General features: G+C 60.4%; 16 protein-coding genes. 9 read left to right on the forward strand and 7 right to left on the reverse strand.

Features of this window, described 5'->3' with window-relative positions:
- Nucleotides 1-66 precede the first annotated feature (66 nt).
- Both NKH80_RS03615 and NKH80_RS03620 read left to right on the forward strand, forming a co-directional pair.
- The gene (locus NKH80_RS03615; RefSeq protein WP_352822618.1) at nucleotides 67-1,617 is read left to right on the forward strand and encodes a GumC family protein; all 1,551 of its coding nucleotides are present in this window, start codon (nucleotides 67-69) and stop codon (nucleotides 1,615-1,617) included.
- 8 nt (nucleotides 1,618-1,625) lie between these two features.
- Nucleotides 1,626-2,732 (forward strand): glycosyltransferase, encoded by a 1,107-nt coding sequence (locus NKH80_RS03620; RefSeq protein WP_352989701.1) that lies wholly within the window; start codon nucleotides 1,626-1,628, stop codon nucleotides 2,730-2,732.
- A 98-nt stretch (nucleotides 2,733-2,830) separates the two neighbouring features.
- Here the strand turns inward: NKH80_RS03620 and NKH80_RS03625 are convergent, their stop codons facing one another.
- Nucleotides 2,831-3,691 (reverse strand): alpha/beta hydrolase, encoded by an 861-nt coding sequence (locus NKH80_RS03625; RefSeq protein WP_352989704.1) that lies wholly within the window; start codon nucleotides 3,689-3,691, stop codon nucleotides 2,831-2,833.
- Nucleotides 3,692-3,927: 236 nt separating this feature from the next.
- Between NKH80_RS03625 and minC the strand changes: the two genes are divergently transcribed.
- From minC to minE, 3 genes are read left to right on the forward strand one after another with little or no spacing between them, the layout of a single operon-like run.
- A complete protein-coding gene (minC, locus tag NKH80_RS03630) occupies nucleotides 3,928-4,647 on the forward strand; it encodes a septum site-determining protein MinC (protein ID WP_352737328.1) in 720 nt (239 codons plus the stop codon).
- A gap of 19 nt (nucleotides 4,648-4,666) precedes the next feature.
- On the forward strand, nucleotides 4,667-5,482 hold the full coding sequence (gene minD, locus NKH80_RS03635) for a septum site-determining protein MinD (RefSeq protein WP_254819515.1): 816 nt from the start codon (nucleotides 4,667-4,669) through the stop codon (nucleotides 5,480-5,482).
- Nucleotides 5,479-5,751: a cell division topological specificity factor MinE gene (minE, locus tag NKH80_RS03640; RefSeq protein WP_023677151.1), complete on the forward strand. Its 273-nt coding sequence runs from the start codon at nucleotides 5,479-5,481 to the stop codon at nucleotides 5,749-5,751. Before minD ends, minE begins: the two co-directional genes overlap by 4 nt.
- A gap of 183 nt (nucleotides 5,752-5,934) precedes the next feature.
- Here minE and NKH80_RS03645 read toward each other — a convergent pair whose 3' ends face one another.
- The 6 genes from NKH80_RS03645 to NKH80_RS03670 all read right to left on the reverse strand — a co-directional run bounded on the left by NKH80_RS03645 (nucleotide 5,935) and on the right by NKH80_RS03670 (nucleotide 12,895).
- Entirely contained in the window at nucleotides 5,935-7,254 is a 1,320-nt protein-coding gene (locus NKH80_RS03645) for an ABC transporter substrate-binding protein (protein ID WP_352475706.1), read from the reverse strand.
- A 94-nt stretch (nucleotides 7,255-7,348) separates the two neighbouring features.
- Nucleotides 7,349-8,197, reverse strand: a complete 849-nt coding sequence (locus NKH80_RS03650) for a carbohydrate ABC transporter permease (RefSeq protein WP_352507214.1) — start codon at nucleotides 8,195-8,197, stop codon at nucleotides 7,349-7,351.
- On the reverse strand, nucleotides 8,194-9,129 hold the full coding sequence (locus NKH80_RS03655; protein WP_352507215.1) for a carbohydrate ABC transporter permease: 936 nt from the start codon (nucleotides 9,127-9,129) through the stop codon (nucleotides 8,194-8,196). The genes NKH80_RS03650 and NKH80_RS03655 overlap by 4 nt, the downstream gene beginning before the upstream one ends.
- Nucleotide 9,130: 1 nt before the next feature.
- A complete protein-coding gene (locus NKH80_RS03660; protein ID WP_352507216.1) occupies nucleotides 9,131-10,222 on the reverse strand; it encodes an ABC transporter ATP-binding protein in 1,092 nt (363 codons plus the stop codon).
- A gap of 49 nt (nucleotides 10,223-10,271) precedes the next feature.
- Nucleotides 10,272-11,783, reverse strand: coding sequence for an arabinosylfuranosidase ArfA (arfA, locus tag NKH80_RS03665; RefSeq protein WP_352507217.1), 1,512 nt, complete (start codon nucleotides 11,781-11,783; stop codon nucleotides 10,272-10,274).
- Between the two features lie 185 nt (nucleotides 11,784-11,968).
- Nucleotides 11,969-12,895 carry an ArsR/SmtB family transcription factor gene (locus NKH80_RS03670; RefSeq protein ID WP_352507219.1) on the reverse strand — a complete coding sequence of 309 codons (927 nt, stop codon included), beginning with the start codon at nucleotides 12,893-12,895 and terminating at the stop codon, nucleotides 11,969-11,971.
- A 252-nt stretch (nucleotides 12,896-13,147) separates the two neighbouring features.
- Here NKH80_RS03670 and NKH80_RS03675 point away from each other — a divergent pair, with 252 nt between their 5' ends.
- The 4 genes from NKH80_RS03675 to NKH80_RS03690 are packed head-to-tail and all read left to right on the forward strand — an operon-like array spanning nucleotide 13,148 to nucleotide 17,177.
- Nucleotides 13,148-14,026: an ABC transporter permease gene (locus NKH80_RS03675; protein ID WP_254819522.1), complete on the forward strand. Its 879-nt coding sequence runs from the start codon at nucleotides 13,148-13,150 to the stop codon at nucleotides 14,024-14,026.
- On the forward strand, nucleotides 14,023-14,844 hold the full coding sequence (locus NKH80_RS03680; RefSeq protein WP_352507220.1) for an ABC transporter permease: 822 nt from the start codon (nucleotides 14,023-14,025) through the stop codon (nucleotides 14,842-14,844). Before NKH80_RS03675 ends, NKH80_RS03680 begins: the two co-directional genes overlap by 4 nt.
- 22 nt (nucleotides 14,845-14,866) lie before the next feature.
- The gene (locus NKH80_RS03685) at nucleotides 14,867-16,009 is read left to right on the forward strand and encodes an extracellular solute-binding protein (protein WP_254819524.1); all 1,143 of its coding nucleotides are present in this window, start codon (nucleotides 14,867-14,869) and stop codon (nucleotides 16,007-16,009) included.
- Entirely contained in the window at nucleotides 16,002-17,177 is a 1,176-nt protein-coding gene (locus NKH80_RS03690; protein WP_352507221.1) for an ABC transporter ATP-binding protein, read from the forward strand. Before NKH80_RS03685 ends, NKH80_RS03690 begins: the two co-directional genes overlap by 8 nt.
- Nucleotides 17,178-17,192: the final 15 nt, after the last annotated feature.

Raw genomic sequence — 17,192 nt, forward strand, 5'->3', positions numbered from 1 at the left:
AAATAAGATGTTAACGATATTTCTGTAGAGCAGGCCAAGCGTAATGATTTAACAAGGGTTGTCACCATGTCTGCCGGTTCCGGCACCCCCCCTATCTCCGCGACGGCTTCCAACAACAGTGCATTCGAGCGTATTGCCAATGCACGGCGCAGGGCATTGCTGCAACAGCATGGCCCAGTCGCAGCGTTAAGCTCCGCACCGGTGACGCCGCAACCTCCAGAGCCTGTCGCCACGGTGACCCTGGACAAGATCGGCGATTTCCTCGAGCTCGATTTTCGACGCCTGTTCGTCTGGCTGCGGGCCGGCCTCGCCCTGGCGTTCATGCTGGCGGTAATCGGCGGCATTGTCGGCGGCGCCTATGCATTGCTGAGCAAGCAGCGTTACACCGTCACGACGGAGGTCCTCATCAACCCTTCCAATTTGCAGGTTGTGGAAAACGACCTCTACTCGCAACCGGGCCAGGTCGATAGCCAGCTGCTCAGCACACGCAGCAAGCAGCGTATCCTGACCTCGGGCAACGTGCTTTCCCGTGTGGTGGACGAACTGAATCTGACTCACGATCCAGAATTCTTCGATCCGGACCGGAGCACATCCTCGTCTGGCGCTGTGGCGAAGCCCGACCCGAGGCTCATCGCCTTGAAGAATCTGGCGGACCGGGTAGACGCCATCGCGGACCCGACATCGTTCGTCACAACCCTCTCGGTATCTGCGGAAACCACCGCCAAGGCGATCCTGATCTCGCAGGCCCTAGTCAAAAACTTCCAGGAAGAACTGGCCAAGGCAGAAGCTGCCGGCGCCAGCCGTGCCGCGGCAGCCCTCGACAGCCGGCTTGGCCAACTCAAGAGCGACGTGCAGGCAGCCGAAGAGAAGGTCGAGAGCTACAGGCGTAGCCACAATCTGTCCACCAGCAATGGCCAGCTTGTCAGTTCGCAGACGCTGACGCAGCTCAATGGCGAAATCGTCGATGCGCAATCGGGCGTCATTGCCGCGCAGGCAAGCTACGACGCCCTGGTTGCCTCCGGCATCAATGGGGCAAATCCCGACCCCACGGTTTCGGAAGCGCTCGCAGCGCTGCGCGACAGGTCAAACAGCCTGCGGCAGCAGATCGATTCACAGTCGATGACCTTCGGCCCGCGTCACCCGACGATTGTCAGGCTCAGGACGGAGCTCGAGACCGTCAACTCGCAACTCCGGGCCGAGTTCTCCCGCACCGTCGGCACGGCAAAGGCCAGCCTGGACAAGGCCAGGGCCTCGTTGGCTTCTCTCAACGCCAGGATGAACGATCTGAAGAGCAATGTATTCACCGACAGCGAGTCCGAAGTCGCCCTGCGTGAACTTGAACGCGATGCCGCCTCGAAGAGAGCCGTCTATGAGAGCTTCCTGTCACGTGCACGCCAAATCAGCGAGCGCGAGCAGATCGACACGACAAACGTACAGGTGATTTCGACCGCGGTGCCCCCGCCCGCGCGCTCATGGCCCCCGCGCACTGCCCTGGTAGCAGGCGCAGGAGCGTTCGCAGGCTTTGCCCTGGGCATGCTGCTGGCCATCGGCATGGGCATCATCCGCGACATGCGTCGGCCGCCGAACCGATCAGGCCTTGCCGCCAGCCGAGCCTGAAGCAAGGCATGGTGAAGCGCATCGTTTTCCACATCGCCAGCCTGAGGGGCGGCGGCGCCGAACGTGTCTTCGTCCTGATGGCAAATGAACTGGCGTCGCGTGGCCACGAGGTCACGCTTTTTACCTGGAACGCGGAAGGCCCTAACGCCGCGCTGCGTTCCGCTGCCGTGCATCTGGTCGACTTCGGCCTTCTCTTGCGCGGCGAGGGTTACGCCAAGTCGGCGACGCTGAAAGGCATCGTGCGAAGCGCAAATTTGTTCCGCCGCCTTGATCCTGATGCGGTCTATAGTGCCCCGGAATTCGCCAATCTGGTGATGGCGCTGTCACTCATGTTGGCCAGAAGCCGGGCAAAATTCTTTCCAAGTTTCCACGCCGCCGCCTCGCTGCCTGCCAGCGGCCTCGGCGCGAGACTGGCGATCGGGCTTTCCGCGCTGGTTGGCGCGCGTGCAACCAAAGCCATCGCCGTTTCGGCGGGTGTCGGCCGTGACATCATCGCCCGCGGCTTCCCCAAATCCAAGGTCGTCGTCATCAACAACCCGCTGCCGCCGGCTGAAGCACCGCAGAGGAATTCCTATGCCTGGCAGGCAGCGTTGGCGGCGATGGGCGATGGCCCGGTCATCGCCACCGCCGGACGCCTGGTGCCGGTCAAGGACCACCGGACTTTGCTGCGGGCCTTCGCTGCCCTGCGCGCCGGCCGCCCTGCCCGGCTTGTCATCTTCGGCGAAGGTCCGCTGGCTGCCGAATTGCACGCCTATGCCGAAGAGACCGGTATCGGCGCGCACGTGCTCTTTGCCGGCTACGTCAACGACCCCGCAGCTTGCTATGCCGCAGCCGATCTGTTCGTTCTGTCATCGACCAGCGAAGGCTTTGGCAACGTGTTGGTCGAGGCCATGGCTGCAGGTGTCCCCGTAATCTCCACCGATGCCCCGCATGGCCCGCGAGAAATACTCGGTGACGGCCGCTTCGGCGCCTTGGTGCCAGTCGGTGACGCCGCAGCCCTTGCGAAGGCGATGGCCGAAATGCTGGATCACCCCATCCCTGCTGCCGTGCTGAGAAACAGGGCGCTGGATTTCACAGTCGACAAGATCGGCGATCGCTACGAAGCGTTGCTCTAGTCTAGTTGTCGCGCACGGCCAGCAGATCGCGGTTGGATGCGATCGACGCGGGCGGGTCTTGATTGCCCTAATCTCTTCACAAGCTGGAGCGCAGCGGCTCATAGTCGGGCGTTTCCTCGTTCCTTGAGTTGTTGGGCGAGGAAGTCCTTGACCGAATCGAGAACCGCGTCCCGTTCATGAGATACGCCTGGCAGCAAATCGAAACGCACGCGCGCACCCGCCTCCTCGAACGATCGACACAATGCCATGAGGCGTTCCGGCCGTGTTCGCCCGGCATCGTTGGCGCCTGGCATCCAATGGGTGCTGCCTTGGACATGAGTGATTTCCCAAGTCTCTAGGTCGGCGTCGCCGACGATCATCTGGAAAGGCACTTTTGCCAGCGCTGCGGCATCGAAGGTGATGCCGAACTTCTCCGGGAGATCGCGAATGCCCACCCACCAGTCACGCGTCGGATCGAGCAAGGTCACCGAGCCTGGCGCGCCGATTGAGGCCGCCCAGAGCCTGTCGGGATGCAGCATCGCAAAACGATGCGTGAAATGCCCGCCGCCGGAAAATCCGAACATGGCAAAGCGGCTCCAATCCTGACTGTATTTGGCGCTGACCTCCTCAATCATGGCGAGCAGCACCTGATCGTAGCGTATGTTGCCCTCAAGCATATATTTGTACCCGCTGCGGGCATCATCCCCGAGAACGCCGATCGGGAACAGCGGACACAAAACGGCGCAGCCGTTCCAGCGTCCGAACTCGGAAAACGCGTCGCGGAATCCAAGAAAAGAGGTGCGGCCGGTGCCATGAACGGCGACCATCAGGTCGACTTTGGCCCCTTCTCCAACCGCGGGAGGCACATACAGGCAGTAGTGAAAGCGCGGGTCTGATTTGGAAGCAAAGATGGCGGTCGCGCCAAGGTCATAGGTAGCGCGACCGCGATCTGCGACAGGCCCCTTGGCAACGCTTGTCAAACCGATAACTCCTTAATAGGCCCGGCATTCCGACAACAATATACCGGTCGGCCGACTTCGTGAACTGGATGCGCCTCCAGGCAGCCGCGAGGAGGACCTCGTCTTGCACCGGAAGCAGCGCCGGCGGGACGATCGGAGGCAAAAAGAATGCCTCCGCCAACGCCTCGGGCAGCCGCCATTAACTTTTCGTTAACCATGCCGGGCTAGCCTTAACCAATCAGTAAGGACTCGCCTCTGTGACCTGCGTCGCTCCCATCCAAAACAAGTCCATACGCTTTCGAGCGCGCTCGTTTGTAGCCTTCACCCTCACCCCTGAGGCCCCGCTAGGGGAATGGCTGCAAAGCCTCGATCACTGGACCGAAAACTCTCCCGGCTTCTTTGCCGGCCGCCCGGTTGTGCTCGATCTGACTATGTTCAAGCCCGAGGTGGGCGAGATGCGGGATCTGCTCTCACAACTCGCGGAGCGCGGGATTCGCATTTACGCGATCGAGGCCAATGGCAATGTTGCTCTTGATGCCGATCTGCCGCCGCTCCTCGTTGGCACCAAGGAGGCCACCGCTGATACGCTTTACGCGCAGCCGAACCCGAAGGCCGCCGCTGAGGCCAAGACGGAAGAGCCGCAGGCGCCGAACTCATTGATGATCAAGGCACCGATCCGCTCCGGCCAGTCGATCTTTCACCCCGATGGCGACGTGGTCATTGTCGGCTCCGTCAGTTCCGGATCCGAGATCATCGCCGGAGGATCGATCCACGTCTACGGCACGTTGCGTGGACGTGCCTTCGCCGGCGCCACGGGAAATTCCGCAGCTCGCATCTTTTGCCGGAAAAATGAAGCCGAACTTCTGGCGGTAGACGGCTGGTACCGCACCGCCGAGGAGATGGACGCCTCCTCGCGAGGAAGGCCGGTACAGGCCTTTCTCGAGGACGGCGCACTTTGCGTCGCACCGCTCAACTAACAACATTGGAGGCACAAATATGGGCAAGGTAGTGGTTGTCACATCCGGCAAAGGGGGTGTCGGCAAGACGACCTCGACGGCCGCTCTCGGCGCCGCGGTCGCGAAAACCGGCAAGCGGGTGGCCCTCGTCGACTTCGATGTCGGCCTGCGCAACCTCGATCTGATCATGGGCGCCGAGCGGCGCGTTGTTTTCGATATCGTCAACGTCATTCAGGGAACCGCCAAGCTCTCGCAGGCGCTGATCCGTGACAAGCGGCTCGAAACGCTGTTCCTGCTGCCGGCCTCGCAAACGCGCGACAAGGATGCTCTCACCGAGGAAGGCGTCGCCGACGTCATCGACAAGCTCCGATCGGTTTTCGACTACGTCTTCTGCGACAGCCCGGCCGGCATAGAGCGGGGCGCGCAACTTGCCATGCGCTTTGCCGACGAGGCGGTAATCGTTACCAACCCGGAAGTGAGCTCGGTCCGCGATTCCGATCGCATCATCGGCCTGCTCGACTCCAGGACGATGAAAGCAGAGCAAGGTGAATCGATTGCCAAACACGTCCTCGTCACGCGCTACGACGCTGCCCGCGCTGCCCGCGGCGAGATGCTCAGCATTGATGACGTTCTCGAGATCCTGTCCACGCCTCTGCTGGGAATAATTCCCGAGAGCCAGGACGTGCTGCGCGCATCCAATGTGGGCGCGCCGGTTACGCTCAGCGAAAACACCAACCCCGCCGCACGCGCCTATATCGACGCGGCAAGAAGACTCGAGGGCGAGGACCTGCCGGTCATTCTGCCTTTCGAACGGAGGGGCCTCCTCGACCGGCTGTTGGGAAGGAGGGCAGCATGAACCTGCTCGATATCTTCAAGCGCCGCGGCAGCGCGCCCGTGGCGCGCGAGCGCTTGCAACTGCTGTTGGCTTACGAGCGTCGAAGCCGCAACCAGCCCGATCTCGTCTCCGTGTTGCGCGAGGAGATCATGGCGGTGATCGCCCGGCATGTTCAGGTCGACCAGGATTTCCTGCAGGTAAGCATGGATCACGGCGAAACGACGTCGAGATTGGAGATCGACATCCAGATCCCCAACAAAGTCGCAATGCCCATGGCCGCGGCGTTCTAACGAAACCCTCCGGTTAGGGCTTGCGTCGGCTGCTGCCGAAATTGCGGCGCCGTGGTTGGTGTGCTTGAGCCGATCGCCACCGGCAAGTTCTCGCAATTCGAGGACAATAACCACTCCCTCACCAAAACCCCGCGGCCGTTTCCAGCCGCGGGGCGCCTTGGGAGGGCCTTTCGAAACCCGTGGTCAAATGTTGGCGAGCAATTCGTTGACGCGGCTTTCCATGTCGGCAAGGGCGGTGTCGACGTCCTTCTGGCCACTGATTGCTGCACTCATCTCTTCGCCGATAATGTCCTGGATCGCAAACTGACGCTGTACGGCGGACGGCAGCGGCTTGCCGAGATCAGCGACCGCAGAGATCGTGTTGCGATGCGGCAGTGCCTTGAAGGCGTCCGAAGTGATGACGGCCTTATAGGCCGGCAAGTGGCCGGTGCGCGACCATTCGAAGTCGTTGTCGGCGAAGAACTTCAGGAATTTACCGATAGCCGCGATCTGTTCAGGCGTGCGGTCTTTCTGCGAAACGGCCCAGGTGTGGCCGTCGGCATATTGCGCATGGGCGCCGCCAAACAGCTGCGGATACGGATAGACCGCATATCCGCCCTTGTTGAGGGCCGTCCCCTTGGTCTCGGACTGGGCGTTGTAATCGCCGACCACCCACGTACCGTTGAGATGGACGCCACCCTCGCCGGCAAGGAAGGCGTTGATCGAGCCGCCATAGTCGAGATCCTTGGTGGTGTAGCCCTTCTCGAAGATCGCCTTGTACATCTCGACGACCTTCTTGGCTTCCGGCGTATTCAATTTCACATGCTTCGGATCGGCAAAGAAATCGGAATCCTGCTGGAAAAGATAGGTGTAGAGGTTGCGTGTGTAGAGTGCAGTCTCATTGGCCAGGTTCTGGACGAAATAAGGCTTGCCCGTCTTCTGCTTGAACTGTTCGGCCTGGGCGAGCAGTTCCTCGGGCGACTTTGGAAAAATCGGCGTGCCGTCGGCATTGACGAGGCCGGCTTGTTTGAAAAGATCCATGTTGACGTGATAGAGCATCGTCCAGCTGTCGATCGGCAGGCCATAGATCTTGCCGTCTTTGGTGGCGCCATTGCGTGCCGCGTCGGTGAAGGCGTCGGGTGTCACGCCGACCGACTTCAAGAGATCGTCGAGCGGCATCAACAGGCCCTTCGACTGATAATCCGACAGTACGGATTCATGGATCGTGACGATGTCCGGAGCGTCGCCTGAAGCGAACTGGGCGGTCAGCTGATCATAGCCGGGCCATTCCACGGTGGTGACGTTGACGTGGACATCGGGATTGTCGGCGTTGAACTTGTTGATCAGCGAGGTAATGATGCCGCATTCGCCAACGGCCTTGGTGGCATCGGTGTTGGTGCCGAAATCAGCATCGCAGGCGCCGAAAAAGCGCTGCACGCTCAGTTCCGTGGCCGCGAAGCTTGGAGCTGCGAGCAGCATTGCGCCCGCAGAGACTGCGGCAAACAGTATTTTCTTCAGTTTCATATCAGTTCCTCCTACTGAGTTTCCGCCGCTCCACCCTGGATTGGCTTTCGTGCTTCAATCGCTGCCCATTCCCCCGGCCGTCAGGCTATCTTCGTTATCTCACCGCAGCGCCGGAGACCGCCGTGACGATGTATTTCTGGAAGAACAGGTAGACGATCAGGATCGGGGCACCGGCGAACACCGCCTGCGCCATCAGGAAGCCGATGCCTTCGGACTGGGCGAAATTGGTCTGGGTCGAGGCCATGCCGACCGTCAGCGTGAACATGTCCTTCCTCGTCGCCGAAATCAGCGGCCAGAAGTAGTCGTTCCACGCGCCGAGAAAGGTGAAGATGCCGAGCGTCGCCTGCGCAGGCAGCGTGAGCGGCAGAAGCACCTTCCAGAAAATCCTGAGCCGGCTGGCGTTATCAAGCATGGCGGCTTCGTCCAGCTCCTTGGGGATGGCCTTGAAATACTGGGTCATCAGGAAGACGCCGAACGGAGCCGAAAGGCCCGGCAGGATGAGCCCTTGATAGGTGTTGTGGAACTTCAGCATGCTGAAAATCTGGTGACGGGCGACCAGCACGGCCTGTTCCGGGACCGCCAGGCCGAACAGCACGATCACGAACAGCACGTCTCGGCCGGGGAAATTCAGCCGCGCAAAGCCGTAGCCGGCGAGCGACGACAGGATCAACGTGCCGAACGTCAACCCGCCTGAGACGATGATGCTGTTGCGCACCCAGATGAACACCGACGAGGTGCCGACGGTGTTGATGTAGTTCTTCAGCGTATAGGGCGCGTGAAACACCGAGTTCGGATCGGCCATCAGCTCCGTATTGTCCTTGAGCGACAGGCCGATGACCCACAGAACCGGCGCGATCATGACGATCGAAAGCAGGATGACGAGGGCCAGCAACACATGGTCGCCAAATGCCCGTCCCTTGATGGAAGCGGCCGGAGCGCTCATGCCTGGTCTCCCCTGCTGCGCGTCACCAGGTACTGGGCCATGGCCGCGACCAGGATGAGGATGAACAGGATTTCCGATGCCGCGGCGCCCAGGCCGAGATCCCAGCGACGGAATGCGGTATCGTAGATGTAGAGCACGATCGGCTTGGTCAGGTTGTTCGGACCGCCCCGCGTCATCAGCCAGGCCTGGCCGAACAGCTGGAATTGCAGCACGATCTGGATGATGATCACCAGGATGAAGGTCCGCTTGATCGACGGCAGCGTGATCGAGCGTAGCGTCTGCCAGCGATTGGCATTGTCCAGCGCTGCCGCCTCGTAAATATCCTGTGGAATCTGCTGGAGCGCCGAGAGAAAGAGCATCATCGGCAGGCCGATGCACCACCAGACGGTGGCAATGGCGATGCCGATCATCGCAAGGCTGGGATCGGAAATGAAGGCCGGTGCGGTTGCGCCGAACCATCCGTAGATCGTCGACAACAGGCCGACATTCGGAATGAAGACGATGCGCCAGATCAGCGTGACGATGGTGACCGACAGCACCGACGAGGAAAAGAACAGCGTCCGCAAAACCGCGGCAGTGCGCGTGCGGCGGTTGAGGCAAAGCGCCAGGAAAAGGCCGATCAGCGCCAGCGTCGGCACGGTCAGAAGCACGAAGTAGAAGGTGTTCCAGATCGATTGCAGGAAGACCTTGTCGTGATACAGCCTGGCGTAATTGCCGAGACCGACAAAATTTCCGGACGAAAACGTGTCGGCCTTGTGGAAACTCAGCCACATCCCCCAGAGCAGCGGGAAGAGCAGCAGCGTGGTGAAGAAGAACAAGAATGGCGCAACGAAAATGAAGTTTCGCCATTGCGGCGCATAGATGTCGGCGGTAGGGGCTCTGACGCCGACAGCAAGCGTCGCGGTCGGGGACGTCGCCAGCCGGTCAACCATCTCAGGCCTCCCTCGCATGCCAGGCGCGGCCGGTCTCGTTGAACAGATGCGATTTCTGGCCGTCGAAGGCGAGCCCGATTCTGTCGCCGACGGCGACGCGGCTGTTGCCGGCATCGGAGCCGACGATCTGCTGGCCATCGCCCAGCCGCGCGTAGATCAGGGTGCGTTCGCCGAGCCGCTCGAGCACATCGACGACGCCGTCGGCATTGCCCTGTCCGGCGGCAACGATGCGCACGTCTTCCGAACGGATGCCGAAAGTGTAGTTGCCATCGGTCAATTGGCTGGAGGCGATCTCGGTCTGCACCGAGATGCCGTCCGCAAATCTGGCCGTGGCGTTCTTGCCCGATCTGTCGAGTGTCGCATCGACGAAGTTCATCGCCGGCGCGCCGACGAAACCCGCGACGAATTTGGTCGCCGGGCGTTCGTAGATCTCCATAGGGGTACCGATCTGGTCGATCTTGCGATTGTTCATGACGACAATGCGGTCGGCCAGCGTCATTGCTTCGACCTGGTCGTGGGTGACGAAGATCATCGTCGATTGCAGCCGCTGGTGAAGCTGGGCAAGCTCGATGCGGGTTCGGGTGCGCAGCGCCGCATCGAGATTGGAGAGCGGCTCGTCGAACAGGAAGGCCTTCGGCTCCTTGACGATCGCACGGCCGATCGCGACGCGCTGCCGCTGACCGCCGGAGAGCTGGCCCGGCTTGCGATCGAGCAGATGCGCCATTTCGAGGATGCGGGCGGCTTCGTTGATGCGCGCCTCGATGACCTTGCCTGGTACGCCGATATTCGCAAGGCCGAAGGCCATGTTGTCGCGCACCGTCATATGCGGATAAAGCGCATAGGACTGGAACACCATCGCAATGCCGCGCTTGCCCGGCGGCAGATGATCGATGCGCTCGTTGTTGATGGCAATCTCGCCGCTATCGACAGCTTCAAGACCGGCGATCATCCGAAGAAGCGTCGATTTTCCGCAGCCGGACGGCCCCAGGAACACGATGAATTCGCGTGCCCTTATGGAGAGCGACAGATGATCCAGCACCGTCATGGCACCGAACTGCTTGCTCACGTTCCTGATCTCGATATCGGCCGTCACGTCGACGCTCCTCCTCAGCGTTTGCGCTTTCTCGATGATCCGCCCGAACTCAGAGCCTCAGGCGTATGAACTGGTAGGAATACGCCGGCAGCGACAGGTTTAGTTTGCCGCCGGCGACTTCGGCGCCCTCACCCTTCCTGGGGCTGACATTGCCAGGGTTTTCGGCCGAATTGACGGCTTTCAGATCGGCGTGTGCCATCACCTGGTGATCGACGATCTCCGCCGCCCCGAAGCCGGAGAGGTCGACCACTGTTTCGATTACCTCGCTCGAATGGCGGTTGACGGCGAAGAAGGTGACGTGGCCGGTTTGCCTGTCGTGCACGCCGGCAACATCGACATAGGCGACGTCGCCCGCAACGCTGGATCTGTAGGTCGGGCTTTCCACCTTGAGATCCAGCGCATTGCCGCGGCCATAGTTGGAAGCAAACAGATAGGGATAAAAAATCGTCTGCCGCCATGCCGGACCATTCGGAACGGTCATGATCGGCGCGATGACATTGACCAGTTGTGCCAGGCACGCGATCTTGACGACGTCGGAACGGCGGATGAAGGTGTTGAGGATCAGGCCGACCTGCAGCACATCCTCGAAATTATAGATGTCTTCGAGCAACGGCGGGGCGAACGGCCAACCGTCGCTGCCGCCGAGTATCTTCTTGTCCTGCTCCTTGGAATGGTACCAGACGTTCCATTCGTCAAACGAGATGTAAACCTGCTTGTTGGAGCGCTTCTTGGCCTTGATATAGTCGATGACGCCGGCGACCGAGACAATGTAGGCGTCGAGCTTTTCGCTCATGGCGAGATAGTTCGGAGCGTCGTTGGCTTCGTTGTCGAAATACATGTGCAGCGAGATGTAGTCGACCTCGTTGTAGGTATGGTCGAGAACCGTCGCTTCCCATTCAGGGTAGGTGGGCATCTTGGCGTTCGAAGAGCCGCAGACCACCAGTTCGAGTGACTTGGAGAAGGCGCGCATGGCCTTGGCCGTCTCATGCGCCAAGCGGCCATACTCGTCCGCGGTCTTGTGGCCGATCTGCCAGGGGCCATCCATTTCATTGCCGAGGCACCAGAGCTTGACGTCGAAGGGCTCCTTGCGGCCGTTGGCGATGCGCTTGTCGCTCCATTTGCTGCCGCCGGGATGGTTAGCGTACTCCAGCAGGTTGCGGGCTTCGTCGAGGCCGCGCGAGCCGAGATTGACGGCAAGCATCATCTCGGTGTTGGCGCAGGTGCACCAATCGGCAAATTCATGCAGGCCGACTTCGTTGCTTTCCGACGTATGCCAGGCGAGGTCGAGCCGCACCGGGCGCTCTTCCTTGGGGCCAATGCCGTCTTCCCAATTGTAGGCTGAGACGAAATTGCCGCCGGGATAGCGGACGATCGGAACATTGAGTTCCCTGACGAGATCGATGACGTCCTGACGCATGCCGTTGGCATCCGCTGTCGGATGGCCGGGCTCATAGATGCCGGTGTAAACTGCCCGCCCGAGATGCTCGATGAAGGATCCGTAGAGTCTCGGATCGATCTCCGAGACAACAAAATGCGGATGTGCCGTAACGGCTGCCTTCATGCATTCCTCCCATCGATATCACAAATGATGATTTAAATCACCTTGCCCGATATCAAAGAGGAACTGGCAACCCTTCGTCAAGTCAAAAATGCCCAAATGTAGGACAATTAGACCAACGCTTTGGCACAGCAGAAAGCCAAACAGTTGAAGTTGCTGCGTTATCTTCAGAACCCGATTTCATGATATCAACCAGTTTTGATCCTGAGCAGAATGTCCTGATCGTAGTTTCCAAAGCCCTTGCCGAAAATGTTGATCCCGCCGGGGCGCTCGGCGTCGTCCTTGACGCCGATACGGACGCGGATTGAATGATGGCTCTTCAGATCGAGAGCGGCGAGGCCGGTTTCGGAAATCCTGAGACCGTCGACATAGGTGCCGTCATTGGCAATTCGCCAGTTCTTCAGCTTGCCGTATTGCGAGCCCTTGAGCTTCCACCAGGAGGGCGTGAAGACGCCGCGCTTGTCGCCGAAATCCCCCGGCGACGTCCAGGTGCCGACATCGACACCATTGATCGTCAGCGTGATGTCCGAGGGCCAATCGGCGCTGGTGCCCGGCACTTCCGAAGACAGCTCTATCGCCACTTCGAGTCCGGTGATCTCGGCATTGGCGAGCTTGGCATTGTTGGGGAACTGGTATTCGACAAAACCGCGCGTGAACCACAGCAAACCGGCTTTCATGCGATCCGGATCAAGGAAAGTGTTCGGCACATCGAGCAAGCCGATGATGCCGTCCGGCGAACAAAGGCCGCAGGGCGCGGTAACCTCAAAGCCGGTGTAAAGCCCGATCGGCATCGACACTTCGATCGCATCGTTCTTGACCGCACGGTATTCGCTCTTGAACACGACAAGCACTTCTTCGGCCGTCGGATAACAGATTTTCTGACTGCCTTTCTTCGCTTTCAGGTTCTCGGTTCGGATCAGCCCCGCATCCTCCAGCACCTGGATGTTGGTTGAGACGGTCGACTGCGGCAGCGACAGCACGGCGGCGATTTCGTTGATATTCATCGGCCCCTTTTCATGCAGCAGTTTCAGCATCGAGATCCGCGCCGAGGAGGCAAGCCCTTTGAGCACGGCAATGCCTTCCTCAGGTTCAATCACCAGAAAATTGCGACTCATGAAATTGCCCGGCCCACGCGAAATCCATATTCGAAATTTACCCTGTATATCGAGATAGCTGATTTAATCAATGCGCAGGCGGAACGCCGGGCAATTTGTTGAATCCGGCAGGGCGAGGGTCAACCGGTGGCCCTGCACAGAGTTTGTGCTGGAGTCACATGCAGAGTGGACACCTGAACGCCGATCGCCCAATCTAGTCCCGAGCCGAGCCCCGGTGATGGCGGCTTGCACATAAATTGGTGTGGACGGGTCGTGACCAAAGGGTGGAAATTATACGATCAGCGACTGGCCTGGGTCCTCGTCGCGCCTGTGCTTATACTGCTTACCCTGCTTCTGCTGCTGCCGATCGCGATGATGACGGTCTACACGTTTTTCACCTTCGTCACCGCCGGAGTTGAGTCGGCGGTGCTGACCTTCGATAACTGGAAGGAATTCCTCACCGACAGCTACTATCACGGCTTTCTTTGGAAGACCGTTCGCGTCGGCGCCATCACCGCGGTGATCTGCGCGATCCTTGGCTATTTCCCCGCCTATTTCATCTGGGCCACGACCTTCAGGCACAAATGGCTGCTGTTGCTGCTGCTCATCGTGCCGTTCTGGATCAGCTTCACCATCCGGACGTTCTCGTGGATCCACATCCTCGGCGAACAGGGGCTGATCAACGTGGCGCTCATCAGGCTGGGCGTCATCAACGAGCCGTTGCCGATGCTCTACACCGAGGGCGCCGTCATCATGGGGCTGTTGCATTTTCTGCTGCCCTACATGATCCTGAACGTCTATGTCAGCCTGGAAAGCATCGACCGCACGCTGATCGCCGCCGCGCGCTCGATGGGCTGTACCAGCGCGCAGGCGTTCCGCGAAGTGACCTTGCCACTATCGATGCCGGGGCTGGGCGCTGGGCTGCTGCTCTGCTTCGTGCTGGCGGCCGGTTCCTATGTGACGCCGCAGTTGCTCGGCGGTAGCCGCGATGCGCTGTTCGGCAACCTGATTTACGATACCATTATGGGGCAGCTCAATTGGCCGATGGGGGCAACGCTTTCCATCGTCCTGTTCGTCCTGCTCGGCGCCGCCGCGGCCGCCTACAGCCGCTATATGGGCCTGTCGCAGATCATGAAGGGCCTCAGCGCATGAGAGCGGATCATCCCGATCGCGAAGGCAGATGGGCCTGGCGGCTGACCGGCGCGATCACGGTGTGCGTCTACATCTTCATGTTTGCGCCGATCCTCGCCACGGTCGTGCTTTCCTTCAACGCCTCGATGTTCGGCGGCTTTCCCCTCACCGGCTTCAGCCTGCGGTGGTATGAGAAGCTGCTCACCAACGAGCCGGTTCTCGACGCCTTCCGGACATCGATGTGGATTGCCCTGGTAACGGCAACGGTGACGACACTGCTCGGCATCATGGCGGCATTAGCGCTGGTGCGCTTCGAGTTTCGTGGCAAGCAGGTGATCAACACGCTTGTCATTCTTCCCGCGCTGGTCCCCGAAACGATACTCGGCGTCGGCCTGCTGGTCATGATCAAAGCCGTCGACCAGCCGCGCAGCATGACGCTGCTGGTGCTCGGCCACATTCTGCTCACGCTCCCCTACGTGGTGCTGATCGTCCAGGCGCGCATGGTCGGCATAAAGCGTTCCTATGAGGAGGCGGCGCTGTCGCTCGGGGCGCCGCGTGTGTCGACATTCCGCGAGATTACGCTGCCGCTGCTCATTCCCGCAGTGCTTGCCAGCGTCCTGCTCGCTTTCACCATTTCGTTCGACAACACTTCGGCCAGCCTGTTCTGGCGGCCGGCGGGCGTCGAGACCATGCCGACGCAAATCCTTTCGATGCTGAAGATCTCGATCAGCCCCGAGGTGAACGCGCTCGGAACCGTCATGATCCTTTTGACGGTCGGCATTCCCTTGGCTGGCGGGCTCATCCTGCAAAGCCTCACCTGGTTCAAGGCAGGCAAGTGAAAATGAAAATGGGAGAACGGAAATGAAAGTGACAACCACCAAACGACTGGAACGGCTGAATGAGCGCTATGCCGATGGCGACATCAGCCGGCGATCATTCCTGACGCTGACGGCCGCCGCTGCCGCCGCCACCGGGCTTTCCATGCCCTGGATGGGACGGGCGCTGGCCGCGGTTTCGGAAGTGCGCTTCGACGGATGGGGCGGCGTGGTGCAGGAAGCGATCGATAAGTACGCGTTCCAGCCTTACACCGCCAAGTCCAAGGTCAAGGTCGTCCAGGGCACCTTTGGCGACGAGAACGAGATCATCACCAAGATCAAGACGTCGAAGCCGGGCGACTTCCAGATCGTCCATTCTTCCGGCGTCAACTACTACATCAAATACGTCAATGGCGGTTTCAATTCGGAGATCAACGAGGCGAACATCCCGAACATGGCAAATGTGCTGACCGCCATGATCGAGCCGTTCCGCAAGATCACGCCAAAGCTGTCGGCTGTGCCCTATGATTACGGCACCACCGGCATCGCCTACAACAACAAGGTCATCTCGCCGGAGGAAGCCAAGGAAAAGGGCGCCAACCTGCTTACCGACAAGAAATATGCCGGCAAGATCGGCGGCTACGCCGATATGACGACGCGCGTCTGGTATGCGGCGCTGCAGACGAAACAGGACCCCAACAACATCCAGGACATGGATGCCATCTGGGCCAAGGTTCGCGAGACCCGCGACCTGGCCAAGAAGTTCTGGAGTTCCGGCGCGGAACTGATGGACCTCCTGTCGCGAAACGAGATCGTCGTCACCGACGCCTGGTCAGGACGTGTCGCCGCCCTGCAGCAGCAGGGCCAGCCAATCGGCTATCTCGACCCTGCCGGCTCATACGCGTGGATGGAGGACATGCTGGTGCTCAAGGGTTCGCCCATGGCCGAATGCGAGGAACTGATCAACTTCATGCTGGATCCGGCAACGTCGATCGCCGTCGCCGAGGGCCAGAACTATCCGCCATCGCTTGACCCGACCAAGGTGAAGCTGACCGACAAGATCGCGGCACTTCCGGCCTTCGATCCGACCGGATCGATGAAGTCGCTGACCTTCGCCGATCCGCTCTACTGGGCGAAGAACGAAGACGCCTGGACCAAGCAATGGGACAGGGTGTCGAAAGGTGCATGACGACAACAGCCACGACCAGCAGCCCCGGCCGGCTTCGGCCGGGGCCGCTGGCGACCCGCTCGCCCAAGGTGAGAGACAGCCGACAGGAAAGCCTGCGGTCGAGTTTCGCGACATCGATATTTTTTACGGCAAGTTCGCCGCTGTGCGCGATTTTTCACTGGCGATCCGCAAGGGTAGTTTCGTCACCTTGCTCGGGCCGTCCGGCTGCGGCAAGACGACGATCCTGCGATCGATCGCGGGCCTGGTCGACATCTCCAGCGGCCAGATCTCGATCGGCGGAAAACGGGTCGACGACATCCCGATCTACAAGCGCAACATTGGTCTGGTGTTCCAAAACTACGCGCTCTTTCCGCACAAGAACGTCTTCGACAACGTCGCATTCGGCCTGAAATATCGAAACGTGCCGAAACCGGAAATCGTGCGCCGGGTCAAGAAGGCGCTGGACATGGTGCGGCTGCCCGGCAGTGAGACAAAGCTGCCATCACAGCTCTCTGGCGGCCAGCAGCAACGCATCGCACTGGCCCGCGCCATCGTCTTCGAGCCGGAAGTGCTGCTGCTGGACGAGCCTCTGTCGGCACTCGACGCCAACATGCGCGAGGACATGCGCGTCGAGATCAAGAAAATCCAGAGGGAGACGGGCATCACCGCTATCTTCGTGACGCACGACCAGGAAGAAGCTTTGTCGATGTCCGACCACATCGTCGTCATGAATGCCGGCCTGATCGAGCAGATCGGCTCCCCCGCGCAGGTCTATGACCAGCCGGCCACCGCATTCGTCGCCAATTTCCTTGGCAAGGCCAACATGCTGCCCGGCAGCGTGACTGTGATGGACGGCAAGATGGCGACGATCGCGCTGGCCAGCGGCCATGTCGTAAAGGCGGCCGCGCCGAAGGCGCTCGCGACCGGCAGCGCGGTCACCGTCGTCGTTCGCCCGCAGAAGCTTACCGTCGGTACCGTCGGTGCTGCCAACAGGCTGGCGGGACGGATAGTCTCGACCTCCTATCTGGGCGGCAATGCGGTCTACGAGATCGACATCGGCGCCGGCACGCTGGTGCGCGCCAACACGCTGATCGACGGCCAGCCGCTGCGTGAAGGCGAAATGGTCGATGTCTGCTTCGATCCTCTGGGCTGCGTGCTTCTCGACGCGCAAGGCTTACGCATCGCGTAGCGAGGCGGAACTGAG

Source organism: Mesorhizobium sp. M0904 (assembly GCF_040319475.1).
Classification (GTDB): Bacteria; Pseudomonadota; Alphaproteobacteria; order Rhizobiales; family Rhizobiaceae; genus Mesorhizobium.

What these genes read in the sequence shown, in the direction of transcription:
- minD (WP_254819515.1), top strand. Translation starts at nt 4,667, where the DNA reads ATGGGCAAGGTAGTGGTTGTCACATCCGGCAAAGGGGGTGTCGGCAAG.
- NKH80_RS03645 (WP_352475706.1), bottom strand. Translation starts at nt 7,254, where the DNA reads ATGAAACTGAAGAAAATACTGTTTGCCGCAGTCTCTGCGGGCGCAATG.
- NKH80_RS03670 (WP_352507219.1), bottom strand. Translation starts at nt 12,895, where the DNA reads ATGAGTCGCAATTTTCTGGTGATTGAACCTGAGGAAGGCATTGCCGTG.
- NKH80_RS03650 (WP_352507214.1), bottom strand. Translation starts at nt 8,197, where the DNA reads ATGAGCGCTCCGGCCGCTTCCATCAAGGGACGGGCATTTGGCGACCAT.
- minE (WP_023677151.1), top strand. Translation starts at nt 5,479, where the DNA reads ATGAACCTGCTCGATATCTTCAAGCGCCGCGGCAGCGCGCCCGTGGCG.
- NKH80_RS03685 (WP_254819524.1), top strand. Translation starts at nt 14,867, where the DNA reads ATGAAAGTGACAACCACCAAACGACTGGAACGGCTGAATGAGCGCTAT.
- NKH80_RS03655 (WP_352507215.1), bottom strand. Translation starts at nt 9,129, where the DNA reads ATGGTTGACCGGCTGGCGACGTCCCCGACCGCGACGCTTGCTGTCGGC.
- NKH80_RS03615 (WP_352822618.1), top strand. Translation starts at nt 67, where the DNA reads ATGTCTGCCGGTTCCGGCACCCCCCCTATCTCCGCGACGGCTTCCAAC.
- arfA (WP_352507217.1), bottom strand. Translation starts at nt 11,783, where the DNA reads ATGAAGGCAGCCGTTACGGCACATCCGCATTTTGTTGTCTCGGAGATC.
- NKH80_RS03620 (WP_352989701.1), top strand. Translation starts at nt 1,626, where the DNA reads ATGGTGAAGCGCATCGTTTTCCACATCGCCAGCCTGAGGGGCGGCGGC.
- NKH80_RS03680 (WP_352507220.1), top strand. Translation starts at nt 14,023, where the DNA reads ATGAGAGCGGATCATCCCGATCGCGAAGGCAGATGGGCCTGGCGGCTG.